The 26,023-nt window shown below is 62.3% G+C and carries 27 protein-coding genes; 16 read left to right on the top strand and 11 right to left on the bottom strand.

The features are described 5' to 3' along the window. Window positions 1-8: 8 nt before the first annotated feature. Window positions 9-1,106, bottom strand: coding sequence for a carboxynorspermidine decarboxylase (locus AB4O05_RS20795; protein ID WP_460135584.1), 1,098 nt, complete (start codon window positions 1,104-1,106; stop codon window positions 9-11). Between the two features lie 220 nt (window positions 1,107-1,326). Here AB4O05_RS20795 and AB4O05_RS20790 point away from each other — a divergent pair, with 220 nt between their 5' ends. The 8 genes from AB4O05_RS20790 to metE all read left to right on the top strand — a co-directional run bounded on the left by AB4O05_RS20790 (window position 1,327) and on the right by metE (window position 10,797). Continuing rightward, window positions 1,327-2,346: a LacI family DNA-binding transcriptional regulator gene (locus tag AB4O05_RS20790; RefSeq protein ID WP_460135586.1), complete on the top strand. Its 1,020-nt coding sequence runs from the start codon at window positions 1,327-1,329 to the stop codon at window positions 2,344-2,346. Next, complete coding sequence (locus AB4O05_RS20785) at window positions 2,330-3,334, top strand: ABC transporter substrate-binding protein (protein ID WP_460135587.1); 1,005 nt, start codon at window positions 2,330-2,332, stop codon at window positions 3,332-3,334. The genes AB4O05_RS20790 and AB4O05_RS20785 overlap by 17 nt, the downstream gene beginning before the upstream one ends. Further along, window positions 3,335-4,153 carry an ABC transporter permease gene (locus AB4O05_RS20780; RefSeq protein ID WP_460135589.1) on the top strand — a complete coding sequence of 273 codons (819 nt, stop codon included), beginning with the start codon at window positions 3,335-3,337 and terminating at the stop codon, window positions 4,151-4,153. Beyond that, entirely contained in the window at window positions 4,150-4,944 is a 795-nt protein-coding gene (locus AB4O05_RS20775; protein WP_460135590.1) for an ABC transporter permease, read from the top strand. The genes AB4O05_RS20780 and AB4O05_RS20775 overlap by 4 nt, the downstream gene beginning before the upstream one ends. Next, on the top strand, window positions 4,941-5,972 hold the full coding sequence (locus AB4O05_RS20770; protein ID WP_460135592.1) for an ABC transporter ATP-binding protein: 1,032 nt from the start codon (window positions 4,941-4,943) through the stop codon (window positions 5,970-5,972). The genes AB4O05_RS20775 and AB4O05_RS20770 overlap by 4 nt, the downstream gene beginning before the upstream one ends. 10 nt (window positions 5,973-5,982) lie before the next feature. Further along, on the top strand, window positions 5,983-6,816 hold the full coding sequence (locus tag AB4O05_RS20765; protein WP_460135594.1) for a phosphodiesterase: 834 nt from the start codon (window positions 5,983-5,985) through the stop codon (window positions 6,814-6,816). Between the two features lie 128 nt (window positions 6,817-6,944). Beyond that, window positions 6,945-8,264, top strand: a complete 1,320-nt coding sequence (locus AB4O05_RS20760) for an OprD family porin (protein ID WP_460135595.1) — start codon at window positions 6,945-6,947, stop codon at window positions 8,262-8,264. 244 nt (window positions 8,265-8,508) lie between these two features. Continuing rightward, window positions 8,509-10,797, top strand: a complete 2,289-nt coding sequence (metE, locus tag AB4O05_RS20755; protein WP_460135596.1) for a 5-methyltetrahydropteroyltriglutamate--homocysteine S-methyltransferase — start codon at window positions 8,509-8,511, stop codon at window positions 10,795-10,797. A 344-nt stretch (window positions 10,798-11,141) separates the two neighbouring features. Here the strand turns inward: metE and AB4O05_RS20750 are convergent, their stop codons facing one another. Next, window positions 11,142-12,296: a DUF1624 domain-containing protein gene (locus tag AB4O05_RS20750; protein ID WP_460135597.1), complete on the bottom strand. Its 1,155-nt coding sequence runs from the start codon at window positions 12,294-12,296 to the stop codon at window positions 11,142-11,144. 134 nt (window positions 12,297-12,430) lie between these two features. On the opposite strand from AB4O05_RS20750, the gene AB4O05_RS20745 reads away from it, so the two are divergent. The 3 genes from AB4O05_RS20745 (at window position 12,431) to AB4O05_RS20735 (ending at window position 14,538) form a co-directional block, all read left to right on the top strand. Further along, complete coding sequence (locus tag AB4O05_RS20745) at window positions 12,431-12,967, top strand: DUF924 family protein (RefSeq protein WP_460135599.1); 537 nt, start codon at window positions 12,431-12,433, stop codon at window positions 12,965-12,967. A gap of 96 nt (window positions 12,968-13,063) precedes the next feature. Next, window positions 13,064-13,696, top strand: a complete 633-nt coding sequence (gene yfcF, locus AB4O05_RS20740; RefSeq protein WP_460135601.1) for a glutathione transferase — start codon at window positions 13,064-13,066, stop codon at window positions 13,694-13,696. Between the two features lie 110 nt (window positions 13,697-13,806). Continuing rightward, entirely contained in the window at window positions 13,807-14,538 is a 732-nt protein-coding gene (locus AB4O05_RS20735; RefSeq protein ID WP_460135602.1) for a GntR family transcriptional regulator, read from the top strand. 140 nt (window positions 14,539-14,678) lie between these two features. Here AB4O05_RS20735 and AB4O05_RS20730 read toward each other — a convergent pair whose 3' ends face one another. Further along, on the bottom strand, window positions 14,679-14,942 hold the full coding sequence (locus AB4O05_RS20730; protein ID WP_460135603.1) for a hypothetical protein: 264 nt from the start codon (window positions 14,940-14,942) through the stop codon (window positions 14,679-14,681). 132 nt (window positions 14,943-15,074) lie between these two features. On the opposite strand from AB4O05_RS20730, the gene AB4O05_RS20725 reads away from it, so the two are divergent. Both AB4O05_RS20725 and AB4O05_RS20720 read left to right on the top strand, forming a co-directional pair. Continuing rightward, on the top strand, window positions 15,075-15,719 hold the full coding sequence (locus AB4O05_RS20725; RefSeq protein ID WP_460135604.1) for an ATPase: 645 nt from the start codon (window positions 15,075-15,077) through the stop codon (window positions 15,717-15,719). Between the two features lie 34 nt (window positions 15,720-15,753). Continuing rightward, window positions 15,754-16,086 (top strand): hypothetical protein, encoded by a 333-nt coding sequence (locus AB4O05_RS20720; RefSeq protein WP_460135605.1) that lies wholly within the window; start codon window positions 15,754-15,756, stop codon window positions 16,084-16,086. 66 nt (window positions 16,087-16,152) lie between these two features. On the opposite strand, the gene AB4O05_RS20715 is transcribed toward AB4O05_RS20720, so the two are convergent. Continuing rightward, complete coding sequence (locus AB4O05_RS20715; protein WP_460135606.1) at window positions 16,153-16,899, bottom strand: creatininase family protein; 747 nt, start codon at window positions 16,897-16,899, stop codon at window positions 16,153-16,155. Window positions 16,900-16,929: 30 nt separating this feature from the next. Further along, window positions 16,930-17,643, bottom strand: coding sequence for a murein L,D-transpeptidase catalytic domain family protein (locus AB4O05_RS20710; RefSeq protein WP_460135607.1), 714 nt, complete (start codon window positions 17,641-17,643; stop codon window positions 16,930-16,932). A gap of 39 nt (window positions 17,644-17,682) precedes the next feature. Here AB4O05_RS20710 and AB4O05_RS20705 point away from each other — a divergent pair, with 39 nt between their 5' ends. Then, window positions 17,683-19,284, top strand: a complete 1,602-nt coding sequence (locus tag AB4O05_RS20705) for a L,D-transpeptidase family protein (protein WP_460135609.1) — start codon at window positions 17,683-17,685, stop codon at window positions 19,282-19,284. A gap of 161 nt (window positions 19,285-19,445) precedes the next feature. Here AB4O05_RS20705 and AB4O05_RS20700 read toward each other — a convergent pair whose 3' ends face one another. Beyond that, complete coding sequence (locus AB4O05_RS20700) at window positions 19,446-19,952, bottom strand: AAA family ATPase (RefSeq protein WP_460135610.1); 507 nt, start codon at window positions 19,950-19,952, stop codon at window positions 19,446-19,448. A 78-nt stretch (window positions 19,953-20,030) separates the two neighbouring features. Here AB4O05_RS20700 and dapF point away from each other — a divergent pair, with 78 nt between their 5' ends. After that, window positions 20,031-20,837 (top strand): diaminopimelate epimerase, encoded by an 807-nt coding sequence (dapF, locus tag AB4O05_RS20695; RefSeq protein ID WP_460135611.1) that lies wholly within the window; start codon window positions 20,031-20,033, stop codon window positions 20,835-20,837. On the opposite strand, the gene AB4O05_RS20690 is transcribed toward dapF, so the two are convergent. After that, window positions 20,825-21,967, bottom strand: a complete 1,143-nt coding sequence (locus AB4O05_RS20690; RefSeq protein WP_460135613.1) for a PAS domain-containing sensor histidine kinase — start codon at window positions 21,965-21,967, stop codon at window positions 20,825-20,827. The genes dapF and AB4O05_RS20690 overlap by 13 nt on opposite strands. Next, on the bottom strand, window positions 21,957-22,772 hold the full coding sequence (locus tag AB4O05_RS20685; protein WP_460135614.1) for an alpha/beta fold hydrolase: 816 nt from the start codon (window positions 22,770-22,772) through the stop codon (window positions 21,957-21,959). Before AB4O05_RS20685 ends, AB4O05_RS20690 begins: the two co-directional genes overlap by 11 nt. 128 nt (window positions 22,773-22,900) lie before the next feature. Between AB4O05_RS20685 and AB4O05_RS20680 the strand changes: the two genes are divergently transcribed. Further along, entirely contained in the window at window positions 22,901-24,106 is a 1,206-nt protein-coding gene (locus AB4O05_RS20680; protein WP_460135615.1) for a TPM domain-containing protein, read from the top strand. 69 nt (window positions 24,107-24,175) lie between these two features. Here the strand turns inward: AB4O05_RS20680 and AB4O05_RS20675 are convergent, their stop codons facing one another. From AB4O05_RS20675 to AB4O05_RS20665, 3 genes are all read right to left on the bottom strand, one after another. Then, a complete protein-coding gene (locus AB4O05_RS20675) occupies window positions 24,176-24,601 on the bottom strand; it encodes a GNAT family N-acetyltransferase (protein ID WP_460135616.1) in 426 nt (141 codons plus the stop codon). 10 nt (window positions 24,602-24,611) lie between these two features. Next, window positions 24,612-25,109 (bottom strand): GNAT family N-acetyltransferase, encoded by a 498-nt coding sequence (locus tag AB4O05_RS20670; RefSeq protein ID WP_460135618.1) that lies wholly within the window; start codon window positions 25,107-25,109, stop codon window positions 24,612-24,614. A gap of 96 nt (window positions 25,110-25,205) precedes the next feature. After that, window positions 25,206-25,937 carry a type III effector gene (locus AB4O05_RS20665; RefSeq protein ID WP_460135619.1) on the bottom strand — a complete coding sequence of 244 codons (732 nt, stop codon included), beginning with the start codon at window positions 25,935-25,937 and terminating at the stop codon, window positions 25,206-25,208. Window positions 25,938-26,023 lie beyond the last annotated feature (86 nt).

Genomic DNA, 26,023 nt, shown 5'->3' with positions numbered 1-26,023 from the left:
CCGCCAGCTTACGAAAGGCTGGACAGGTAGTCGTCGTAACCAAATTCACGAACCACCTCGACGGTACCGTCGAGTTGTTTCACTACGATGGACGGCATTTTCAGGCCGTTGAACCAGTTTTTCTTGACCATGGTGTAGCCTGCGGTGTCGATGAACGACAGCCGATCGCCGATGGCCAGCGGACGATCAAATTGATACTCGCCGAAGATATCCCCGGCCAGGCAGGATTTGCCGCACACCATGATGGTGTGTTCACCCTCGCTCGGCGCCAGCTTGGCGTTGAGGCGGTAGATGAGCAGGTCCAGCAGGTGGGCTTCGATGGAGCTGTCGACCACGGCGAGGTGTTTGCCGTTGTAGAGGGTGTCGAGCACGGTCACTTCCAGAGAGGCGCTGTTGGTGATCGCCGCTTCGCCGGGTTCCAGGTACACCTGCACGCCGTACTTCTCGGAGAACGCTTTCAGCCGCGCGCAGAACGCGTCCAGCGCATAGCCTTCGCCGGTAAAGTGGATGCCGCCGCCGAGGCTGACCCACTTGACCTTGTGCAGCAGCGCGCCGAAGCGTTCTTCGATGGTGCCCAGCATCTTGTCGAACAGGTTGAAGTCGCCGTTCTCGCAGTTGTTGTGGAACATGAAGCCGGAGATCTGCTCGATCACGCCTTCGATCTTCACCGGGTCCCATTCGCCCAGGCGGCTGAACGGGCGCGCCGGATCGGCCAGCAGGTAGTCGGAGCTGCTCACCTGCGGGTTCACGCGCAGGCCACGGGTCTTGCCTTCGCTGCGTGCGGCAAAACGCTGCAGCTGGCTGATGGAGTTGAAGATGATCTTGTCGCAGTTCTCCAGCATCTCTTCGATTTCATCGTCGGCCCAGGCCACGCTGTAGGCGTGCGCCTCGCCTTCGAACTTCTGGCGGCCGAGCTTCAACTCATACAGCGACGACGAGGTGGTGCCGTCCATGTATTGCTGCATCAGGTCGAACACCGACCAGGTGGCAAAGCACTTGAGCGCCAGCAGGGCCTTGGCGCCGGACTGCTCGCGCACGTAGGCAATCTTCTGCATGTTGACCAGCAGTTTCTGTTTATCGATGAGGTAATACGGCGTTTTGATCATTTTTGAGAGCCTGCGGCGGTGCCTGCCAAAAAAGGACACGCATTGTGCCCGCACTTGGTCAGGATCGAAAGGTTAGTGAGCGGATTTGCTGAACCCTACGTCCCGATAAAGACAATCGTGTGAACCCTGCGTGCCATAAAAACGTCATCTCTTCACCACCGGCCTGCCACATTCCACCGTTACTGTCCTCGCCAATGAGATCGATCTCAAGCGAGTGACAATGACTGACCTGAAAGACGTTGCGCGCCTGGCCGGGGTATCCCGCGCCACTGCAGCCCGCACCTTTGCCTCCCCCGACCAGGTGCGCCCGACCACCCGTGAGCAGGTGTTCGCCGCGGCCCGCGAATTAGGGTTTCGCCCGAATCTGTTGGGCCGCCAACTGCGCCTGCAAACCACCCAACTGATCGGCGTGGTGGTGCCCAACCTGCTCAACCCGGTGTTCGCCGAACAGTTCCAGGCGATGGAGCGCGCGGCGCGCTTGCGCGGCTACAGCCTGGTGCTGGCGACCACCGACTACAGCGCCGAGCGCGAATGCCAGGTGGTGGAAGAACTGCTGCGCCAGCGCGTGGATGGCTTGGTGCTGACCGTCACCGATGCCGAAAGCAACAGCGTGCTCAATAGCCTGAACACTGAAAAAACCCCGTTCGTGCTGGCCTATCACCAACCCAGCAACCCCAATTACAGCGCCGTGTCGGTGGACAACCGCGCGGGCATGGCCCAGGCCACCCGTTATCTGCTGGAAGCGGGGCACCGGCGCATCAGCATGGTTGCCGGCCCCGCGTTGCAGTCCGATCGCGCCCGTCTGCGTTACGCCGGTTATTGTGATGGCATGAGGGCGCATGGCCTCAAAGCGCGCCCGGTGATCGAAATGCCGGCCCACACCCAGGCTGAGTTCGCCGCGATCGCGCCTTATCTGGAAGGCCCTGACGCGCCCACCGCGCTGGTGTGTTCCAACGACTTCCTGGCCATCAGCCTGATCGCCGAATTGCGCCGCAACGCCTGGAACGTGCCCGAACAACTCTCGGTGATGGGCTTTGACGGCATTGCCCTCGGCACCCAGATGCACCCAACGCTGTGCAGCGTGGTGCAGCCCATCGCACTGCTGGCCAGCACCGTGATTGACCAACTGCTGGCGCAGATCGCCGGCAACCCTCCGATTTCCCATTGCCTGCCTTGCCATATCCGGCCGGGCGAAAGCACCCAACCCCATGAGGAGTCCCTTGATGCGCGCATTCAGTAAAACCCTGGCAGCTGTGCTGCTGTGCAGCGTGGCCAGCCTGGCCCAGGCCGCCGACACCGCGATTTGCTACAACTGCCCGCCGGACTGGGCCGACTGGGGCACCCAGCTCAAGGCCATCGCCACCAGCACCGGTGTGCAGGTACCGCTGGACAACAAGAACTCCGGCCAGTCCCTGGCACAACTGGTGGCCGAAAAGGCCGCACCGGTCGCGGACGTGGTGTATTACGGCGTGACCTTCGGCCTGCAGGCGCAAAAGGCCGGCGTGGTCGAAGGCTACAAGCCCAAGGGCTGGGAACAGATCCCCGCGGGCCTGAAAGACCCGGCCGGCCAGTGGTTCGCGATCCATTCCGGCACCTTGGGCATCATGGTCAACGTCGATGCCCTGGGCGGCCTGCCAGTACCGCAAAGCTGGGCCGACCTGCTCAAGCCAGAATACAAAGGCATGGTCGGTTACCTGGACCCATCCAGTGCGTTCGTCGGCTACGTGTCGGCGGTGGCGATCAACCGTGCCATGGGCGGCGACCTGGACAACTTCGCCCCAGCCATCGACTACTTCCAGAAACTGGCGAAGAACGCCCCCATCGTGCCCAAGCAAACCGCCTATGCACGGGTGTTGTCCGGTGAGTTGCCGATCCTGGTGGACTACGACTTCAACGCCTACCGCGCGCGTTACAAAGACAACGCCAACGTCGCCTTCGTGATTCCCAAAGAAGGCAGCATCAGCGTGCCCTACGTGATGAGCCTGGTGGCCAACGCGCCGCATCGCGCCAATGGCGAGAAGGTCCTGGATTATGTGCTGTCCGACGCCGGCCAGGCGCTGTGGGCCAAGGCTTACCTGCGCCCGGTGCGCCCGGTGCAGATGCCGGCCGAGGTCGCCGCGCAGTTCCTGCCCGACAGCGATTACGCCCGCGCCGGTGTGGTGGACTACCAGAAAATGGCCGCCGTGCAGGAAGCCTTCGCTGCCCGTTACCTGAACGAGGTCAAGTAAGTGGCAACATCGGCAAGACATGCCGCCTGGGCCCTGGCCCCGGCGTTTGCGGTGCTGCTGGCGTTCTGGCTGTTGCCGCTGGCGCACCTGATGCTGCTCGGTGCCCAGAGCCGTGACAGCAACGGCAGCGGTTACTGGCAGGTCCTGAGCAGCGCGCAATATCTGGGCAGCCTTGGGCAAACCCTGGTGCTCGCGGCGGTCGTGACCTTGGCCGCGTTGGTGGTCGGTGGTATCAGCGGCGTGTTCCTCGCCCGCCAGCGGTTTTTCGGGCGCTCGGCGCTGGTCGCGCTGCTCACGTTTCCGTTGGCGTTTCCGGGGGTGGTGGTGGGGTTTCTGGTGATTCTGTTGGCGGGGCGCCAAGGTCTATTTGCGGCACTGGGCATGCAACTGGCCGGTGAGCGCTGGATCTTTGCCTATTCATTGGCGGGGCTGTTCGTGGGCTACCTGTATTTCTCGATCCCGCGGGTGATCCTCACGGTGATGGCGGCCTGCGAAAGCCTCGACCGCAGCCTGGAAGAAGCCGCGCACTCGTTGGGTGCCGGGCATTGGCGCGTGGTGTGCGACGTGATTGTGCCGGGCCTGGCGCCGGCATTGGCGTCGTGCGGCGCGATCTGCTTCGCCACCTCCATGGGCGCCTTTGGTACCGCCTTTACCCTGGGCACACGGCTGAACGTGACCCCGGTGGCGATCTACAACGTGTTTACCAATTACGCCAACTTCGCCGTCGCCGCTGCATTGTCCGTGGTGCTGGGCGCGGTGACCTGGGCCGTGTTGCTGCTCACGCGGCGCCTGGTGAAAAACGCGGGGACCGTCCTGTGAAGCGCTCGTCACTGTTCGTGGTGCAACTGCTGTTTACCCTGCTGGTGTGCGCCTTCATGTTGGTGCCGGTGCTGATGTCGTTGCTGGCCGGGCTGACGCGCAATTTCTTCGTGGGCCTGTCCAGCGGCCTGACCTTCGACTGGTTGATCCAGGTGTGGCAGGCCTATTCGTCGACCGTGTGGTTGTCGTTGCAACTGGCCCTGGCCTGTGCGGTATGCGTGTGTGTGATCGGCGTGCCGGCGGCCTACGCACTGGTGCGCATGAACAACCGCTTCAGCCGCGCCTTCGAAGAGCTGATGGTACTGCCGGTGGCGATGCCCGGCTTGGCCAGTGCGCTGGCATTGCTGCTCACTTATGGCCAGTTCGGCAGCTTTCGCAGCAGCTGGTTGTTCATCCTGGTCGGCCATGTGCTGTTCACCTTGCCATTCCTGGTGCGCCCGGTGATGGCGGTGATGCAGCGTCAACAATTGCCGGTACTGGAGGAGGCGGCGGCCAGCCTGGGAGCGGGGCCGATCAAACGCTTTTTCAGCGTGGTGGTGCCCAACTGCCGGGCGGGGATTCTCGCTGGTGTGCTGATGGTGGTCACCTTGTCGTTGGGTGAATTCAACCTGACCTGGATGCTGCATACGCCCATGACCAAGACCCTGCCGGTGGGCTTGGCCGACAGCTATGCCTCGGCGCGCCTGGAAATCGCCAGCGCCTACACCCTTATCTTTTTGCTGATGATCGTGCCGCTGCTGATTGCGTTGCAGGCCATCAGCGCTCGTTTGTCCCGTGGAGAGCGTCGATGACCGCTATCACTATTCGCCTGCAAGGTTGCCGCAAGGCGTTCGCCGACGGCACCGTGGCCGTGCATGACTTGGACCTGACCGTCGAAGGCGGCGAAACCCTGGCGATTCTCGGCCCGTCGGGCTGTGGCAAAACCACCACCCTGCGCCTGATTGCCGGCCTGGAACGCCCGGATGTGGGCCAGGTTTTTTTCGGCGATCAGGACGTCACGCGGCTGCCCATCGAGCGCCGCGATGTGGGCATGGTGTTCCAGAACTACGCGCTGTTTCCCAACCTGGATGTAGCGGGAAATATCGTCTACGGCTTGAAGATTCGCGGCATGTCGCCGCTGGAGCGCAACAAGCGCTGTGAGGAATTGCTGGAACTGGTGGGCTTGCAAAACCATGGCAAGCGCAGCATTCACGAACTCTCCGGTGGTCAGCGCCAACGTGTGGCACTCGCTCGCGCCTTGGCGCCGCGTCCCAAGGTGCTGTTGCTCGATGAGCCCTTGGCCGCCCTCGATGCGCAATTGCGTGAGCGCTTGCGCAGTGAGCTGAATGAGCTGCTGCGTGGCCTGGGCATCACCTCGGTGTTCGTCACCCACGACCAGGGCGAAGCCATGGCCCTGGGGGATCGCATCCTGGTGATGGAGCACGGCCGCGTCGCGCAACTGGCCAGCCCGCGGGAGATCTACCAGAAACCCGCAAACGCCTTTGTCGCCGGTTTTGTCGGCAACCTCAATGCCTTCCAGGTCATCGAACCATCGCCCCATGGCTTGAAAGTCTGCGGCGGCGAGCTGCCGTGGCACGCGGCGCAGTTGCCCAACACCGTGTATTGCCGCCCCGAGCATCTGCGGGTGATGGAGCGTGAAGGGCACTTGCACGGCCATCTGCTGGCGCAGTTTTTCCAGGGCGCGCAAAGCCGTTTGCTGGTGGATGTAGGCGGCCCGCAACCGCTGCTGGTGGACAGCAGCGATAACCACCTGTACGCCGTCGGCGCACCGATTGCCCTGGCAATCACGCCGCACATGTTGTTCACCCTGAATGCGTGAGAGTTTGCTTGTGAATCGTCCGTTTCTCGTCGCTCAGATCAGCGACCTGCACCTCAAAGCCGGCCAGCGCCTCACGTACGGGGTGGTGGATACCTTGGCCGCGCTGCGCCATGCCGTCGACCATTTGAACGCCAGCCATCCACGGCCCGATATCGTGGTGGTCAGCGGCGACCTGGTGGACTTCGGCCGCGCCGATGAATACGCCGTGCTACGCCCTGAACTGGCGCGCCTGCACATGCCGTGCTACCTGGTGCCGGGTAACCATGACACGCGTGGGCCGTTGCTGGAGGCGTTCGGCGACCATGCCTACTTGCCGCGTTCGGCAGAGGGGCCGTTGGACTGGGTCGTCGACGAACACCCGCTGCGCCTGATCGGCCTGGATTCCACCATTCCCGGCGGTCACGGCGGCCAGTTGCTGGACAGCCAGTTGCAGTGGCTCGACGACCAGTTGGCGTTGCGCCCGCAGGCGCCGACCCTGTTGATCCTGCACCACCCGCCCTTTATCAGCGGCATCGGCCATATGGACCGCGAACCCTTTATCAATGCCGCCGCGCTGGAAGCCGTCGTGGCGCGCCACCCGCAGGTGGAGCGCCTGTTGTGCGGGCACCTGCACCGCCCGATGCAGCGGCGTTTCGGCGGCAGCCTCAGTTGTGTATGTCCCGGCACGTCCCATCAGATCGTGCTGGATTTGCAAGACGCCGCGCCCGCGCATTTCAACCTGGAACCGGCGGGTTATCTGTTGCATCGCTGGGAGGCGCAACAGGGCTTGGTCAGCCACAACGGCGTGTTTGGGGATTACCCCGGGCCGTATCCGTTCTATGACGCTCATGGATTGATTGACTGAAGTTTCACGGAGGTCAACTAAGTACGTAAACGTTAGTTAACGCCGCGGCCAACTTTAGTGGGGTCGCGTGCATCCCGCTGTCCATTTTTAGCGCCCGGAACTTGGATTCCGCGCCGGAGTTTGTCCTGATGAAAGCCACTTTGAGTGTACTGAGCGTATTGACCGGCGGCCTGGGCATTGCCCTGAGCCCCTTGGCGTCTGCGGATTTCCTGAGCGACAGCAAAGCCAACCTGAGCATGCGCAACTTCTACTTCAACAACGATAACCGCGACGGCGCTGCCGCACCGTCGAAGACCGAAGAGTGGGGCCAGGCGTTTATCCTCAACTACCAATCGGGCTTTACCGACGGCACCGTCGGCTTTGGCCTGGACGCCATCGGCATGCTCGGCATGACCCTCGACAGCGGCGCCGGGCGTCACGTCGGCAGCTCGATGATCCCCACCGACGACGGTAAGGCGGCGGACAATTGGTCCCGTGGCGGCGCAACCGCCAAGGCGCGGTTTGCCAAGACCGAAGCGCGCTACGGTTACCTGCGCCCGAACCTGCCGATTCTGGTGAGCAACGACGGCCGCCTGTTGCCGCAATCGTTCGAAGGTGGGCAAGTCACCAGCAAGGACATCGACAACCTGACCCTCACCGGCGGCCAGCTCCAGCATGCCACCGGGCGCGGTTCCAGTGATCGCAGCGGCCTCGCAGTGGCCGGTGCGACCCAGGAGAGCAATAAATTCACCTTCGCCGGTGCGGACTACCAACTGACCAAGGACCTGATGGTCCAGTACTACTATGCCAACCTCGAAGACTACTACCAGCAACACTTTGCCGGCCTGATTCATGTCTTGCCGCTGGGCGAGTACGGTTCCCTGAAAACCGACCTGCGCTACTTCAAGACCACCTCCGACGGTAAAAACAGCAGCGCCGCCGGCCGTGCCGATGGCTACAAGCTCGGCGGTTTTACCAAGAACGGCAGCGGTGAAATCGACAACAACACCTGGAGCGCGGCGTTCATCTACTCCCTTGGCCCGCATGCGATTACTGCCGGCTACCAGCAGGTCTCGGACGACAGCAACTTCGCCCAACTCAACCAGGGCGGCCTGGTGGGCAAAAGCGAGGGCGGTGCCAGCCTGTACCTCTACACCGACCGCACCGTGCAGACGTTCATCCAGGCCGGCGAACGCACCGCCTTTGCGCAATACGCCTACGACTTCGCTTCGCTGGGCGTGCCAGGCCTCAAGGCATCACTGATGTACCTCAAGGGCGACCATATCCTCACCGCCAGCGGCAACGACGCCAGCGAGTGGGAACGGGATATTTCCTTGGATTACGTGGTGCAGAGTGGCACGTTCAAGAACGTCGGCTTTGGCTGGCGCAACGGCGTGTCGCGCAGTGAAGTGGCGCGTGACCAGGACCAGAATCGCCTGTTTGTGAGCTATTCGATCCCATTGATGTAACAAGCCCCCTGTAGGAGCGAGCTTGCTCGCGAAAAACTCGAGAACGCCGCGTTCCCTCAGACGGCCCGCGTCATCGTTGGCGTTCTTCGCGAGCAAGCTCGCTCCTGCAAGGGGCGGGTGTTCAGGGTGTGAGGGTTTTAACATGAGTGGATCTTGTGATCATCTCAAATAAAATGAGTTTGTCTCATTATCGTCCGCTGTCGACAATGGCTGCCATCGAATATCGACATTGGAGTTGTAAGTCATGGCAGTCGCTCATTCCCTTGGATTTCCGCGCATTGGACGCGACCGTGAACTGAAAAAAGCGCAGGAAGCGTTCTGGAAGGGCGAACTCGACGAAGCCGGGTTGCGCGCCGTGGGCCGTGACTTGCGCAAGGCGCACTGGGCCCTGCAAAAACAGGCCGGTATTGAGTTGCTGCCCGCCGGTGACTTCGCCTGGTACGACCAGGTGCTGACCCACTCGCTGATGTTCGGTGTGATCCCCGAGCGTTTCCGCCCGGCCGATGGCCACGCCACATTGCACACCTTGTTCGATATGGCCCGTGGTGTCAGCGACAGTTGCTGCGGCGGTGCCCACGCCCAGGAAATGACCAAATGGTTCGACACCAACTACCACTATCTGGTGCCTGAATTCAGCGCTGACCAGCAGTTCCACCTGGGCTGGGACCAGCTGTTCGAAGAGGTGCAGCAAGCGCATGAGCTGGGCCACACCGTCAAGCCGGTGGTGATCGGTCCGTTGACGTATCTGTGGCTGGGCAAGGTCAAGGGCGGTGACTTCGACAAGCTCGACCTGCTTGACCGCCTGCTGCCGCTGTATGGCCAGATCTTCCAGCGCCTGGCGGACCTGGGCGTGGAGTGGGTGCAGATCGACGAGCCGATCCTGGTGCTCGATTTGCCGCAAGCCTGGAAAAACGCCTTCGAGCGTGCCTACAACCTGATCCAGCGCGACCCGCTGAAAAAGCTGGTCGCCACCTACTTCGGCGGCCTGGAAGAGAACCTCGGCCTGGCCGCCAACCTGCCGGTCGACGGCTTGCACATCGACCTGGTGCGCGCACCGGAGCAGTACCCAACCATCCTCGACCGCCTGCCGGCTTATAAGGTGCTGTCCCTGGGCGTGGTCAACGGGCGTAACGTGTGGCGCTGCGACCTGGAAAAGGCCCTGGCCACCTTGCGGCACGCTCATGAAAGACTCGGCGACCGCCTGTGGGTGGCGCCGTCCTGCTCGCTGCTGCACAGCCCGGTGGACCTGGGCCGTGAAGATCAACTGGATGCCGAGCTGAAAAGCTGGCTGGCGTTTGCGGTGCAGAAGTGTGCGGAAGTGGCGGTGCTGGCCCAGGCTGTCGATCAGCCCGAAGCCCCCGAAGTGCTCACCGCACTGGCTGAAAGCCGCGCCGTGCAGGCAGCCCGTGCCGCATCACCGCGCATTCATAAACCGGCGGTGCAAACCCGTGTCGCGGCAATCACTGCCCAGGACAGCCAGCGCCAATCGCCGTTTGCCCAGCGCATCGAGCGCCAGCGCGACGGCCTCAACCTCCCGCTGTTCCCGACCACCACCATTGGCTCGTTTCCACAAACCGCCTCGATCCGCCTGGCGCGCCAGTCGTACAAGGCCGGTAAGTTGAGCGAAGCCGAATACGTCGAGGCCATGCACAGCGAGATCAAGCATGCCGTCGAGGTCCAGGAAAACCTCGGTCTGGACGTGCTGGTACACGGTGAAGCCGAGCGCAATGACATGGTCGAGTACTTCGCCGAGCAACTGGACGGCTACGTGTTCACCCGCTTCGGCTGGGTGCAAAGCTACGGTTCGCGCTGTGTGAAACCGGCGGTGATCGTCGGCGACCTGAACCGCCCGAAGGCCATGACCGTGGAGTGGATCCGCTACGCCCAGGGCCTGACCCGCAAGGTGATGAAGGGCATGCTGACCGGCCCGGTGACCATGCTGATGTGGTCGTTCCCGCGCGAGGATGTGAGCCGCGAAGCGCAGGCCCGCCAGTTGGCCTTGGCGATTCGTGACGAAGTGCTGGACCTGGAGGCCGCCGGCATCAAGATCGTGCAGATCGACGAAGCCGCATTCCGCGAGGGCCTGCCGCTGCGCCAGGCACAGTGGCAGCACTACCTGGACTGGGCCACCGAAGTGTTCCGCCTGTGCGCCAGCGGCGTGCGCGACGACACGCAGATCCATACGCACATGTGCTACAGCGAGTTCAACGATGTGATCGAATCCATCGCGGCGATGGATGCCGACGTGATCACCATCGAAACCTCACGCTCGGACATGGAGCTGCTGGACGCGTTCGAAGCCTTCGCTTACCCGAACGACATCGGCCCGGGTGTGTATGACATCCACTCGCCACGGGTGCCGGAAGCCTCGGAAATGGCCAACTTGCTGCGCAAGGCAGCCAGGCGGATTCCGGCAGAACGGCTGTGGGTGAACCCCGATTGCGGGTTGAAGACCCGGGGCTGGCCAGAAACGGAGGCGGCACTGATTCATATGGTGACGGCTGCGCGGCAACTGCGGGCTGAACTGGCGTAATGCGGGTTTGAGTGTAGGAGGCCCCACTGCCTCTTCGACGTAGCGCTGTCGCGCAGCAAACGGGAATCTCTGTAGGCGCTGGCAAGCCCTAACGCCAGTCAGTTAAGAGAAAGAACGAGCAAACCTTAACCTGTGGCGAGCGGGCTTGCCCCGCGTTGGGCTGCGCAGCAGCCCCAGAACCAGGCGCAGAGAAGTGCCTGATACAGCGCATTCGTCTTCATCAGGGGCGCTTCGCACCCCAACGCGGGCGGTGCGACGATTCGACAAGCCCGCTCGCCACAGAGAGAAGTGGCAATCCTCAAGAGACCCATGGCAAGCCAGCCCACAGGAAAGCGCCCGAGTCTCTACAGGTATTTGAGCCAGCCCAGGTCCCGACGTCGCGCCTTGAACCCGGCAAACCAACGCACGGGCGGGTACAGCGCCAGTGGCAACAGCAGCGCCACCAGCCACACGGCACCGATGCTGTCGAAACCGAAGTAGCTGCCCTGGTTAAGCCCGAACAGCGCCACACCCGCCACATACAGCACTTTCAGCACATACAGGTGCAACAGATAAAAGAACATCGGCACCGCGCCAAACACCGCCAGCACACCGATCCAGCGCTTGTGCCCGGCGCGTTCCAACGCCAACAGCAGCAACAGGCCAATCCCGAGGGTCAACGCCAGGAACAGCAGCGAAGGCGGGTATTTGGTGACATTGAAAAGGCTCATCAGCGTCTGCACGCCGCTGTCATACACCTGCCACGGTTTCTCGCCATAGCCGTTGACGGCCCGCAACACCACGAAACCCACCAACGACGCGACGCCTGCCAGCAATAGATAACGCTGGCGCGCGGCCGGCGCGGTTGCCGGGGCAAACCAGGGGCCGAGGCCGTAACCCAGGCCGATCACGCCGATCCATGGCAGCACCGGGTAGGTGACGCGCAGGCGCAAGGTCTCGGACACTTCAATCCAGCTGCGCACATGCACTATTGCCCAGGGCGTCTGCAGGGCCGACTCGGCGGCGACGTGCACGCCATCGAGCAGGTTGTGCGCGCCGATGATCACCAGCGCCAGCACGATCAGCAGCGGGCGTGGCAACCACACCATTGCGCTGAGGGCGAGCATGCTCACGCCAATTGCCCAGATCACTTGCAGGTAGATCACGCTGGGCGGCAACTGGAAGGTCCAGGCGAAGTTGACCAGGGTGAATTCCAGCACCACCAGGAACAGCCCGCGCTTGAACAGGAACGCCGATACATCGCGGTGGCCCTGGTATTTCTGGCCGTACAACCACGCCGACAGGCCGGTCAGCAGCACAAAAACCGGTGCACACAGGTGGGCGAGGGTGCGGCTGATAAACAGCGCGGGCTCGGTGCTGTCGATACTCATCGGGTCGCTGACCTGGCGGTGCATCAGGAAGGTCTCGCGCACGTGGTCGAGCAGCATGAACAGGATCACCAGGCCGCGCAGGGCATCGATGGAGAGCAGGCGTTGGCGCAGGGGAGCAGCGTCGGTCATGGGCTGGGGTCGCAGGGCAGGGTGGGAATGGAGTGTTATCCTATAACATTATGCAGTGCCTTACCTTCAGTTGATCGTCTCCCGCGCATAGGTTCTGATACCGTCAGTGCAATCGCTTTTCGGAGGACTTCAGCATGAGCACCCCCCAATCCGTCGTCGACTTCTGGCGGCAAGCCGGCCCCAAGCGCTGGTTCGCCAAGGACGACGCCTTTGATGCAACCCTGCGCGACACCTTCCACGCCGCCCACCTGCAAGCTGCCCGGCGTGAACTGGAAAGCTGGCTGGATTCAGCGGACGGCGCCCTGGCGTTGCTGATCCTGCTCGACCAATACCCCCGCAACGCCTTTCGCGGCACGGCGCACATGTTCGCCACCGATCCGCTGGCGCGCCTTTACGCCCGGCGCATGCTGGAGGCGGGGCTCGACCAGCAGGTAGAGCCGGCATTGCGTGCGTTCTGCTACCTGCCGTTTGAACACTCCGAAGACCTGGCGGACCAGCAGCGCTCCCTGGCCCTGAACCAGCAACTGGACGCCCGTACGTACCACTGGGCGCGGGAACACGCCAACATCATCGAGCGCTTCGGGCGCTTTCCCCATCGCAATGACGCGTTGGCCAGGGTCACCACCGAGGCCGAACAGGCCTTTCTGAAGGCGGGTGGCTTCGCGGGTTAGCCCGCCATTCCTGCGAGGAATGCCCCCATAAAAACCCTGCATTGTCTTTATCCGCGCGGATCTCGTAGCGTAAGGATTCATCCCAGGAGAACGCCCATGAACCCCGTCCCACTGCGTCTTTACGTTGATTCGCTGTTCGCCAGCCCCTACGCCATGTCGGTGTTCGTGACCCTGCGGGAAAAAGGCCTGGCCTTCGACCTGGTCACCCTGGACCTGGATGCCGCGCAAAACCAGACGGCGGATTTCGCCCGGTTATCCGTGACTCAGCGTGTACCGACCCTGGTGGAAGGCGACTTTGCACTGTCGGAGTCTTCGGCGATCACCGAATACCTGGAAGCAACCTGCCCCGAGACACCGGTGTACCCGGCTGATCCGAAGCAGCGGGCGAGGGCGCGGCAGGTGCAGGCATGGTTGCGCAGCGATTTGCTGCCGATTCGCCAGGAACGCTCAACGTTGGTGGTGTTCTGCGGGCAGAAAATGCCGCCGCTGTCGCCCGCGGCCGAGGCGGCTGCCAGCCGTTTGATCAACGGCGCGCAGGCGCTGCTGGCAGGTAACCCGGCGTATCTGTTTGGCGAGTGGTCGATTGCCGATGTGGACTTGGCCGTGATGCTCAACCGTCTGGTCCTCAACGGCGACGAGGTACCCGCCGAACTGGTGGAATACGCCCAGCGCCAGTGGCAACGGGCTTCGGTGCAGGAATGGGTAAACCAGCCACGCCCTGCGCTGTAACCGAGCATTGATCATCCGCGTGCGGTGGCGCCCTTGACAGGTGTCACCCGGCGGACGAATACCCTGGCCATATTCATATATATGACCAAATAACAAAGTGAATATGACCCATGAACACGCTGTCCAGTGATGCCCGTCTGCCGCTCTATCAACGCCTGCGCGACCACCTGGTCGAACAGATCGCCAATAATCGCTGGCGCCCCGGCGAAGCCATTCCCACCGAAGCGGTGCTGTCCGCCGAGTACGAGCTGTCCACTGGCACCGTGCGCAAGGCCGTGGATGCGTTGGTCAGCGAAGGCATTCTCGAGCGCCAGCAGGGCCGTGGCACCTTTGTACGCCGCCCGCAATTTCAGTCTTCGTTGTTTCGCTTTTTCCGTTTTCAAGGCCCGTCGGGCGAGCGCCAGGTGCCGCAGAGCCGCATCCTGACGGTTGACTGCGTGCCCGCGCCGTCCGCAGTGAGCCAGGCCCTCGGCCTTGCGCCCGAGGCCCAGGTGATTCGTATCGTGCGCACCCGTTTGCTGGACGTGCAGCCGTTGCTGGCCGAAGAAATCTGGCTGCCGCGCGCGCGCTTCCAGGCGTTGCTCGACATCGATCTGTCCCAGCAGGGGCCGTTGCTCTACCCGATTTATGAAAGCGTTTGCGGGCAAGTGGTGGCTTCGGCCGAAGAGACCCTGACCGCCGAGTCGGTCAACGAGGTGTATGCGCGTTTGCTGCAGGTGCCGGTCAACAGCCCGGTGGTGGTGATCGAGCGCCTGGCGCGCGATTACGCCGGGCAACCGCTGGAATGGCGACGTTCCCGCGGGCATGCCGAGCACTTCCGTTATCGCGTGGATATTCGCTGACCCGCTACCTCGACTTCTCACTGTTTGCCATCACTGGCCCCTGTAGCGGCGCGGTTCGCGCTCGGCTGGAAGTACAGATGTTCGGCCTGGCGATTCCGGCACGGGTTGAACGGGCGTTGCTCATCGACAACCCAAGCCAGTTATTCGGCTTCCATCACCCGTAGCCATTCCTGGCTCACCCGCCGGTCCAGGTCTTCCCAGTCCGCCATGCCCAGCACCCGTGTGGTGTTCAAACCACGCAAGTAACCGCGCAGTTGCTGGGCACTGGCGCAGGCCTGGTCTGGATCCGCCGCCGTATCCTGCAGCACGCTTTCATACTCGGCCAGGTAATCGGCGACCCGCTCGCGAAACTCCGGCAAGACGGCTTCGCGGATGCGGTCGAAGGTTTTCTGGTGGGGCTTCATGGTGGGGTCCCTTATAGGTTTTATAGGTGCACTATTGGTTCAGATAATAGTCACCATCACGCAATGCAAGTTCTGTTTTTGCAGGGAAAGCGCAAAATTGCCCCATCGAGACGCCGTTCAAGGATATGTGCGATGAGGACATTGATTCAGCTCTGCTTAATGGTTTTGCTGCTCGGCAGCGTGGTTGTGAACAACGCGGCGGTCGCCGCGGAGCTGCGTGAAGGCCATTTGCTACCTATCATCGGTAGCGTAGACTCCCTGCAGCGTACGCAGTCGGTAGGGGTGTTGTTAAGTGACAATACCCGTGACAACCTCAGCTATCTTGAACGCTACCACGACATGGCCTTGAATGGCGCCAAGGATGCCCTCGACGAGCGTATCCGCCGGGCGTTCGTCAACAGCTCCGACCCGGAACTGGCCATCGATTGGTTGATGAGTTCATTGCAAGGCACTTTCTTGTCGGTCACCGTCTACGACACGCTGGATGCCCTGGTGCAGGCGCACCCCGATGTGGTGGTGATGCTCGATACCCATAACCAACTGCTGACCCAGCGTAACGATCAAGTGGAAGCGCGTTTTACTGCACGGTTCTATGACGCGAACCTGCAATATATCGCCAAGGCCGAAGGCTCGGTGCACAAACAGGTGCCGTCGGTGTGGGTAAGTGACAAGGCTGCGCCGGAAATCGCCGCGCAGATCGAGCAGCAGCGGGATGTGCAACTCGACGCCTTGAAGCAGTTTGATGCATCGCTCAAGGCACTGGTTCGTGCGAGTTGATGTGAACCTTTATTTTTAGACTCGGGATTTTTTCATGCGCGCTTTTTTCGTCCCGGCCACGGCTCTGTTGCTGGCCGGTTGTGTTTCCGCCCCCAACACCCCAACCCTGACCCTGCAAACGGCCAAAGGCCCTGAAGCCTATGTGCAGTGCGTGCTGGCGAAGCTGGAAAAGCACGGCATCACCTCCACCGTGACGCAGAACTCGCGCCATGCCAAGGTGCTGTTGACCAGCAAGATTGCCGCCGATGATGTGCTGGAAGTCTACAAGGCGGGCGAGGGCGGCAAGGTGTTCCTGTATGAGCGCAAGCCGCTGGCGTCGGCCCTGACCCCGTCGCGGCTGGAATTGGCGGCCAAGGAATGCCAATAAGCGCAGGCGATACACACCCCATGTGGGAACGGCACGTCCACTTCCACATGGGGATTCGCGCAGGGCTTAAGGCTTTGCTTCGTTGCTGAAGTGATTGACCGTTTTGACCAGCCCCTGAGCCGCCAACGCCACCAATTCAGCGCCTTTCTCCACGCTGGCCAGCGCCGGGTCCGAGCCCATGCGCCCATCCGGGAAGCGGGCGCGGAAGTCCAGGGCTTCGCGGATCGGCCCGGTGTTGGCGATCTGCGGCGTGTAGTCGGCCGACTTGATCGACTCCGGATAAGCCCACTGCGTGACGGCAATCTCCGACGGCGTGGCATGGCTGCCATGGCCCACCGGGAATTGACGGTGAGCCAGCTCACTGACGCCTTCCAGGTCCCACCAGTTCACCAGTTTCAGTGCGAACCCGGCCGGGCGGCGGGCGAAACTGGCTTCGGCGTACAGTTCGGAAAATGCCGCTTCAATGGTGGCGATATTGCCGCCGTGGCCGTTGAGGAACAGGATCTTGTCGAAACCATGCCCCGCCAGCGAACGTACCCAATCGCCAATTGCGGCGATAAAGGTGCAAGGGCGCAGGGAAATGGTGCCGGGAAAGCCCAGGTGATGCTGGGCCATGCCGATGTTGAAGGTGGGGCCGATGAGGATGTCGGCGTTCTTCTGCGCCTCATGGGCGATGATTTCCGGGCACATCCAGTCGGTACCCAGCAGGCCGGTGGGGCCGTGCTGCTCATTGGAACCGATGGGGATCACCACCGTGCGGCTGCGCTCCAGGAACTGCCCGATCTCGATCCAGGTGGACTTGTGTAGAAGCATTCGACGCTCTCTTATCTCTCGTGGGACAGGCTAACCGCCACGGATTGTACGACTACTGGCCACCTGTTGGGGTTTGCAATTGAGGTACGTCGAGGACTTCAGCCAGCGCTGGTCGGGGTACCACGAAAACATGAACTGCCCATCCTTGAGCTTATCCACCACCTGGCGCGCCACCTGCGGGCGCACGGCCGGGCAACCCTGGCTGCGGCCGATGCGGCCTTCGCGCTTGCTCCACAAGGGGCTGACGTAGTCGGCGGCGTGAATCACGATGGCGCGGTCGCGGGCCAGGTCATTGAACCCCGGCTCCAGGCCGTCCATGCGCAGCGAATAGCCGTGGGTACCCAGGTAACTTTCCTGGGTGCGGAACAAACCCAGGCTGGACTGGTGGCTGCCTTCAAGGTTGGAGAACTGGGTGGCGAAGTTTTCCCCGGATTTTGCCCCGTGGGCCACCAGGTCACGCAGCACCAGGGTTTTCTTGCGCAGATCGAAGATCCACAGCCGACGGGCGGTCGACGGTTGGGAATAATCAATCACAGCCAGGCGCTCGGAGCGTTCCTCACCATTATTGACCGCACACTGCACCGCGCTCAGGGCGCTTTTGAGTACCGTGGGATTGAGTTCTGGAGCCGAGCGCGCCAGGCTGCTATACAGGGAAGGAGGGCTGCCGTCGGCGCCGAGCGCAACAGGGCTCAGCGCAGCCAGGCTCACGGCAACCCAGCCAAAGCGGCACATAAAAGTCAGCATCTACAGTACATCCCCCCACTGTGGATTGGAGCAAGGTCATTGTTCAAAAAACACGCATGTTACTTGAGCATTTGCTTGCTCGTTGCACCATTGGTCGCCACGGCCGACGCGTTGCCGTTGCAGCCTTTACCGGTCACCACTCCCGCGCCGGTCGACCTGGCGCCGATACAGCAGGCCCTGGCGCAACTGCCCAGCGTCTGTCCCGGCCTGGCGACGCAGCTCGATGCGCCGGCACGTCTGCGTCTGCAAGCGTTCTATCTGCAGCAAGGCGATACACCGCTGTGGTCCGACGAGGCCCGCCGCCAAGCGTTGCAATCGCAGTTGCTGATGCTTGCCGACGACGGCCTGGACCCCACCCACTATAGTCTTCCTGCGCTACACACCGCGGAAAACGTGCTATGCAGCGATATCGACAGCAGCCAGCGCTACTTGCAGGCGCTGCAGGATTTGCATTTCGGGCGCCTGCAGCAATCGCGTTTCGAACCGCTGTGGCATTCCCAGCCGCCCACTCGCGACCCCGACACCGAAGTGCTGGCCCTTGCCGCCGTAGGCCTGCACGACATGGCGCAAGCCTTCGACCAGGCGCGCCCCAGCGCCGATCTTTACCGCAGCCTGCGCAACGTGTATTCCAGTGTGCGCCAGCAGCCGTTGCCGCACTGGGGCCCGGTCGGCAGCGGCCCGCTGTTGCGTCCCGGCATGGAAGACCCGCGCGTGCCGGAACTGGCGCGTCGGCTCTACAGCGGCGGCTATCTGCCCAGCGAACCCAAGGACAACGGCCAGCAATACCGCCCCGAACTGGTCACGGCGGTAAAGGCCTTCCAACTCAGCCACTCCCTGCAAGCCGACGGTGTGGTCGGCGCCGGCACCGTGGCCGAACTCAATATCAGCCCGGCCATGCGCCGCGAACAACTGCGCATCAACCTCGAGCGCTTTCGCTGGCTGGCCCAGGACCTGGAGCCCGAGGGCGTGCTGGTCAACGTCGCCGCCGCGCAACTGAGCGTGTACCAGAGCGGCATCCCCGTGTGGCAAACCCGCTTGCAGGTAGGCCGCGCCGAGCGCCAGACCCCGTTGCTCAAGTCGCGCATTACCCGGCTGACCCTCAACCCTACCTGGACCATCCCGCCGACCATTATGCGCGAGGACAAACTCCCGGCCATCCGCCTCAACCCCGAATACCTGCGCCAGCAAAACCTGCAAGTGCTCGACGCCGAAGGCCACCCGCTGGCGCCCGAGCAGATCGACTGGGCACGCCCCGGCAATATCCTGCTGCGCCAGGAAGCCGGCCCGCGCAACCCGTTGGGCAAGATCGTGATGCGCTTCCCCAACCCCTACTCGGTGTACCTGCACGACACGCCCAGCCAGCCGCTGTTCACCAAAGGCCCGCGCGCGTTCAGCTCCGGTTGCGTGCGAGTCGAGCAACCGTTATTGCTGCGCGACCTGCTGGTGAGCCCGGACGAACGCGTCCGTACCGACGAACTGCTGGCCTCCGGCGTGACCCATGAATTCCGCCTGGCCAGCCCGGTGCCGGTACTGCTGGGCTACTGGACCGTGGAAGTGGATCGCCAGGGCGAGCTGGTGTACGCGCCGGATATTTACGGACGGGACCTGGTGCTGATGAAGGCGATGGGCAGTGTGCTCTAGCCGACATCCCACCTTTTGTGAGCGGGCTTGCCCGAATGCCAGCCAGTTAAGGAGGAACACTCTAACTGTGGCGAGCGGGCTCGCCCCGCGTTGGGCTGCGCAGCAGCCCCAAGACCAGTCACTGCGATTCTCCTGGCGAAAAGAGTTATTCCTGAATCGATCTATGGCGCGTTCACTGTCGCACCCAGGTGTCGCGTGATGGTTTCAACGGCTTGTGCCGATGTCATGTGGGCAGTGTCAACGGTCAATGGCGCACTATCCCAGGCCTCGTATTCATGGCCCAGCACCGAGTGCCATGTCGGCGGCGTCAATCCTGGAACATCGCCCGCGCGGTGTTCGACGCGGCGTCGGTGTTCCTGAACGTCGGAGCACACCACGTGAATGTCGATCAGCACCACACCTGCCGTTGCTGCGCTGGCCGCCCACGCTGCCCGACTTTCCTGCACCGGGTTCACGCAGTCGGCGACGACGGTATGCCCCAATCGCAAGTTGCTCAGCGCCAGCGCGTTCGCTACGCCATAGCCGCTGGCGCCCGGTGACACGCCCGCATCGCGCAGCGCCTGCTCGATCACGTCGATACGCAGGTAAACCGCAGCGGTCTGTCGCGCCAGTTCGCGGGCTATCGTGGTTTTCCCGGTGCCGGGCAGGCCGCTGAAGACAATGAGCATGGTTCGGTCCTTCGATAGGTCAGTGAGGCGGGTTCAGGTTATCCTCGAGCCCTCCACCGGTCGACCCCAGGACAGCCGATGCCCTTGCCGTTCGTAAAAATGCATGCCCATGGCGACGATTTCATCATCGTCGACCGCCGTGGCCAGGACGACCCGATCACTGCGCAGATTGCCCGGCGCCTGGGCAATCGCCACACCGGCATCGGCTTCAATCAACTGGCCGTGGTGCTCGACTGCGAGGACGCCGCCGCGCGAGTCAAATTCTGGAACCCCGACGGTACGCTACTGGCCACCTGTGGCAGTGCCACGCGTGGGGTGGCCGACCGCTTGATGCATGAAACCGGCAGCGATTCGATTGTGCTGCGCACTGACCGAGGCCTGCTGACCTGCGTGCGCGAGGCGGGGCGGCGGGTGTCGGTGAACATGGGCGAGCCCTCGTTGGACTGGGCGAGCGTGCCGCTGGCCGAGGATGTGGCGGACACGCGTACTTTACCCATAGAGGGCAACCCTGCGGCGTGCAGCATGGGCAACCCGCATTGCACTTATTTTGTGGCAGACATCACCACCGTCGACGTGGCGGCCGTGGGCCCTGCGTTGGAAGCTCACCCGCTGTTCCCGGCCAGGACCAATGTGCATTTCGTGCAGGTGCTCGACCGTGGGCGTATCCGCCTGCGCATCTGGGAGCGTGGCGGTGGTGTGCCGTTGGGCTCCGGTTCGTGCTGCTGCGCGGCGGTGGTCAATGGCGTCCGCCGTGGCTTGCTGGATGCCACGGTGCAGGTGCAGTGCGATGGCGGTATGGTCACGGTGCACTGGGACGGGCAGGGCGGAGTAGTGTTGACGGGCAGCGTAGAGCCGATCATGCAGGGCAACGCCTACGTGCTCTGAAACGTCACCGTAAAAGTGGTGCCGGCATTTGCACAGGAGCGCACCGCCACATCGCCGCCGTGCACCCTGGCCAATTCGCGCACGATATACAGGCCGAGCCCGACGCTGCGCACGTCGCTGCCCTGGTCGGTGCCTCGGGTCATCGGTTCGAATAGCACGGCCTGCAATGCTTCGGGAATCACTGAGCCGTGGTTGTGCACGGCCACTTCGCACGCGCCATCCCCCAGGCGTGAGGTAATGGTAATCGGCCGTTGCAGGTCGCCATAGGCCACGCTGTTGGCCACCAGGTTGCCGATGATCTGCTGCACGCGGTCGGCGTCCAGGCAGGCGTCGCCAACACCCTGCGCCTGATGCTCCAGCGTGGCTTTGGGGAAGGCCACGCGCAGTTCGTCCACCGCCCGATGAATCACCTCGTGCAGTGCCAGCGGTGCCGGCTTGATGGTGATGCCCTCACCGACCCGGGCCTGGGTGAAGTCCAGCAGGTCGGCGATCATGCGCTTGGCGCGTTCGGACGATTGGGCGATGTGCCCCAGCAGTTGGCGTTCCTTGGGCGTGCGTTCGGCGCGCGTGAGAAAGTCCGAGGCCATGCGGATCGCGGTAAGTGGGTTCTTCAAGTCGTGGCTGACAATCGCCACCATCTGCTCGGCAAACAGGGCGCGGCGCTGGACGATGGCATAGGCCTCGCTCAGCTCGGCCTGGGCGTGGTGCAGCGCGATTTCGGTGGCGGTTTTTTCCTGCAACAGCGCTTCGGCCAGGTTGCGTGCGTTGAGCAGTTCGCGCTCGTACTTGTCGCGGTCGGTGGTGCCGAACAACGCCAGGTCGTACACCACGGCGTCAGCCTGTTCGCGTTTGTGGCCGTTGAGCAGCACAGTCACCTTGTGCCCGTCGTGGTGCAGCATGTCCAGCTTCACTTCGGTGATGCTGCCGTGCATACGCAGCATCGGCGCCAGATGGGTCTGGTGGAAGATCCGCCCACCCATGGTCAGCAGGTCCTGGAAACGCCGGCCGCACAACTGGGCGACGCTGAACCCCAGCCACTCGCTGAAGCGCGCGTTGGCTTGCAGGATCGTGCCGTCTTCGCTGGTCATTGCCAGGGCGCAGGCGGCATTGTCGAACAGTTCAGCTGGCACGCGCGATGGTCCAGGGGGCGAGGAAGGTGTCCATGGCCGCCGCGCAGGCGTGCGGCGCGCTCATGTGCGGGCAATGACCAATGTTGTCCAGCAGGCAGTAGGTGCTGTTGGGCAATACGCTGTGCAGGTATTCACCCACGACCACGGGGGCGATCAGGTCGTCGCTCGATTGCAGGATCAACACCGGCGTGGTCAAGCCGGCCACGTCCTGGCGGTTGTCCGACGTAAAGGTCACCCGCGCGAATTGCTTGGCGATGTCGGGTTCGGTGCGGCAGAAGCTGTCGGTCAACGCCTCGCTCAGCGCAGGCTGCTCCGGCGCGCCCATGATCACCGGCGCCATGGCGCTGGACCAGCCCAGGTAGTTGCTGTCGAGGGTGTCGAGCAGGTCGTCGATATCCGCACGCTTGAAGCCGCCCACGTAGCCATCGGCATCGATATAGCGCGGCGACGGGCCGATCATCACATGGGCCGCGACACGGCCAGGCTTCAAGCGGTCGGCGAGGGTGCCGATCATTGCGCTGACCGAGTGCCCCACCAGAATCACCGGGCCTTCGGCAAACGCGTCGATGATCTCGTTGAGATCCTGGGCATAGCCGTCCAGCGCGCTGTACTTGGCCTTGTCGAAGGCCGTGAGGTCTGAGCGGCCAGCGCCCACCAGGTCGTACAGCACCATGCGAAAACGGTTTTTGAACTGCGGCGCGAGGTCGTTCCACATGGCCTGGTTGCAGCCGAAACCGTGGGAAAACACCAGGGTTGAGGTCCCATTGCCCATCACGTTGACGTTGTTGCGGTGGCGTAGGTCCATGGGGGTCTCGAAATTATGGCGTATCGCTATGTATTGCGCAGTTTAGAGAGGCAACCGCTTTGGGTCACGCGTTATAGCGCTGATAGGTTACAGTCAGCGCCTTCAGGAAGAAACTTCAGGTAACAAACATGCTGCGATGGTTACGGCAATCCGTCTTGAGTCTGCTGGTGCTGGCATGCGCCAGTCTGTTAAGTGCCGCTCAGGCTGATACGTCACCGATTGGCGTGGCCCTCGATCAGCGGGTGATCGACCTCACAAATACCCTCGATAGCCGCACCACCGATCGTCTTAAAGAGCAGCTCGCCGCCCTCGAGCACCGCAAAGGCGCGCAAGTGGCCGTGTTGCTGGTGCCCTCCATCGGCGGCGCCAGCCTTGAGGATTACACCAACCAACTGTTCCGGGCCTGGAAACTGGGGCGCAAGGATATCGACGACGGCATCCTGCTGCTGGTGGCCAAGGACGACCGTAAGGTGCGCATCGAAGTAGGCTATGGCCTGGAAGGTGTCGTCACCGACCTGTTGGCCCACCGCATCATCGAAGCACACATCACCCCGGCGTTTCGACAGGGCGACTATGCGGGCGGTATCAGCCAAGGCGTGAACGACTTGATCGTGCTGGTGGACGGCGGCGACTTGCCAGCGGTTACGGAACCCGCGATCCCGATGGGGGCCGTCGCCGTGCTGCTGGCGTTTGTGCTGGGTGGCATCGTCGGTGTGCTGATGGCGGCCGGGAAACTGCGCTGGCGCCGGGCGTTGATCGCTACAGTGGCGGTCACGCTGTTGCTGGCAGTGTTGGTCGGTGGTCACGAGTGGCCGATGTACCTGCTGCTGGTGCCGCTGACGGTGCTGATCGGCGGCGCCACCTTCGGCGGTTTGTGGATGGCACGTACGGCGTTCTACTGTGTGATCGGCCTATTGGCTTATGTCATCGGGGTGGTGGTGGCGAACCGCTTTGTCGACGTCAGCTACGTCCATTGGTTGCTATGGCCATTCGGTGGGGCAGTGGTGCTGGGCCTTTACGTGGGGTTGTTCTTTATTATCAGGGAGTCCTGGAAAACCAAGCCGCGCTTTTTCATGGTGCGAGCGCTGGCGGTGCTGGCGATTTATGTCGCGGCGGGTGTGTTGCTGGGGCACGGCTATCAGGGCTGGATCGTGGCGATACCGCTGGCCTCCTTCGTGGCGTTTCTTGTGTTTGTGCAGAGCATCGCCAGTGCGGGGTCGGGTTCAAGTGGCGGCTCGCGTTCCAGTTCCAGCAGTTCCAGCTCCCGTTCCAGCAGCAGCTCGTCGGGCGGCGGTGGTTCCAGTGGCGGCGGCGGGGCGTCGGGGAGTTGGTAATCAATGACTGAGATTATTCTGCGTGACGCCACACCCATGGCAATCGGTTGTTTGGCAAAGCCCTGGGCCTTATAGCTGCTTAGTGAGAAATACGCGGCTGTGGCCCGGCGGCGCACAGGGTATTTCGCCAAACCGCACCCACCCGTTCTTCTCGTAAAACCCCGGCGCCTGGAAGCTGATCGTGTACAGCACGGCACTCAGGCAGCCCCGGCGCCGGGCTTCGTCCTCGAACGCTTTCAGCAACTGGCTGCCCAGGCCTGTGCCGCGTAGGGTGTCGGGCAGGTGAAACAGGTCGAGGAAGGCCATGCCGAAGGCGGTTCTGCCGGTAATGCCGCCCAGGATTTCCTCGGTATGCGGGTCTCTGATCAACGCCGTCAGAGGGCGCCGGTCATGGTAGCCGGTGGCTTGCTCGTTGAAGGCCGCCAGGCCACTGCCGAGCATGCGCTCCGCGTCGGGGTTGGCCTGGTCGCTGATTTCGATAAGCAGTGCTGTCATGTCGAACGCCCTATTGTTGTAGCGCCATCACCATCTCATGCCACGCCATGCCGCCATGGTCCGAGGGCGAAGGCCGTACATAGGTGTAGCCCATGCGCGCGTACAACGGCACATGCCGTTCCTTGCACATCAGGTGAATGGTCTGCTTGCCCAAGGCCCGCATGCGTTGCACAAACTCGGTCATCAGCCGTTTGGAATAGCCCTTGCCCTGATGCGCCGGGTCGACCACCACCGACATGATCACCACATTCGGCGCCTCGGCCGAATGCCCCACCAATTCCTTGAACGCCTCGTCCGACATCACCACTTCATGGGCGCAGCCACAGTTGATAAACCCCACCACCTCACTATCGGCTTCCAGGATCAGGAAACCTTGGGGGTACTGCGCAATGCGTGTGGCGATCTTTTCCAGGGTGGCTGCTTCGTCGCCTTCGTAGGCGGTGGTTTCGATGTCAAAGCAGCGCTCGGCATCGGCGGGGAGGGCGTTGCGCAAGATAAGGGCGGGCATGGCGGGTCCTGAAGCGTTGAGCGAAAGGCCACATGATAGATAAAAACACCCCAGTGTGGCACGGCCTCTTGTGATGAACAGGCGTGCCCGCGTTATCTATTGGGTAGAGGCGACGAGCTTGAAAAATGGCTCGTTCTTCAAGGCCTCGGTGTGGGCGGTCGAACCCTTTCGGTCGCTTCTGTTTTCGTTGCGATAAGACGTATATCGCCACTGCGGGGCTGATACATCGGAGGCCGGTGGGTGATCGCTGCGGCCAATGCCTTCTGCTTGCAATGCGTGCTCAACGGTGTTGACCAATGCCTGCATTTTTCCCATGTGCTCGGGGCTATAGGTGCCATCAGTACGGTCAGGTTTGGCGTAGAGCGTGAACTGGGCACCTAATGAGAGCCGCGTATCTCGTGGATCCATTCGGTCTACATCACTGGTTTTCCAGCTATTGATCGGGCTTTCTGGTGAGTTGACGATCCGGCTGATGATTTCAAAAGCCTTGGGAACATCCTTTTTTTCCACGCTGATATGGAACTTGTCACCCACCGATGGCCCTTCTTCCTTAGACGGCGTGCGCGTGAGTTTGATAAACGGAAATTTTTTATCGTGAAGGGCATAGTTTTTGACACGCCAGCCACCATGGATCTCACCCGACGACTGTTGGGCGACCTCGAAGGTCGGAGCCGCGTAATTGGGGGTAAACCGTGTGTTTGTGTAGGGCGCAATATCTGATTGGCGAATATGTTCCACGCCGCCCGTTTCGTACGTTTTATCACCCGACAGAAGAGCCTTGATCCTGTTCAGTTCGGAGTAGTGTTGTTGGGCGATGTTATTGGACATGGTGATGCTCTCGTCTTGGAATCAGTGGACCGTTGAATCCTCTCTATGTGGCTTGTTGGCTCAATGGGTTCCAAGGGTGACAGTGA

The organism is Pseudomonas sp. S1_G07 (assembly GCF_054668565.1).
Note: the sequence above shows the minus strand (reverse complement) of the source record. Positions and strands in the feature narration are given on the sequence as shown.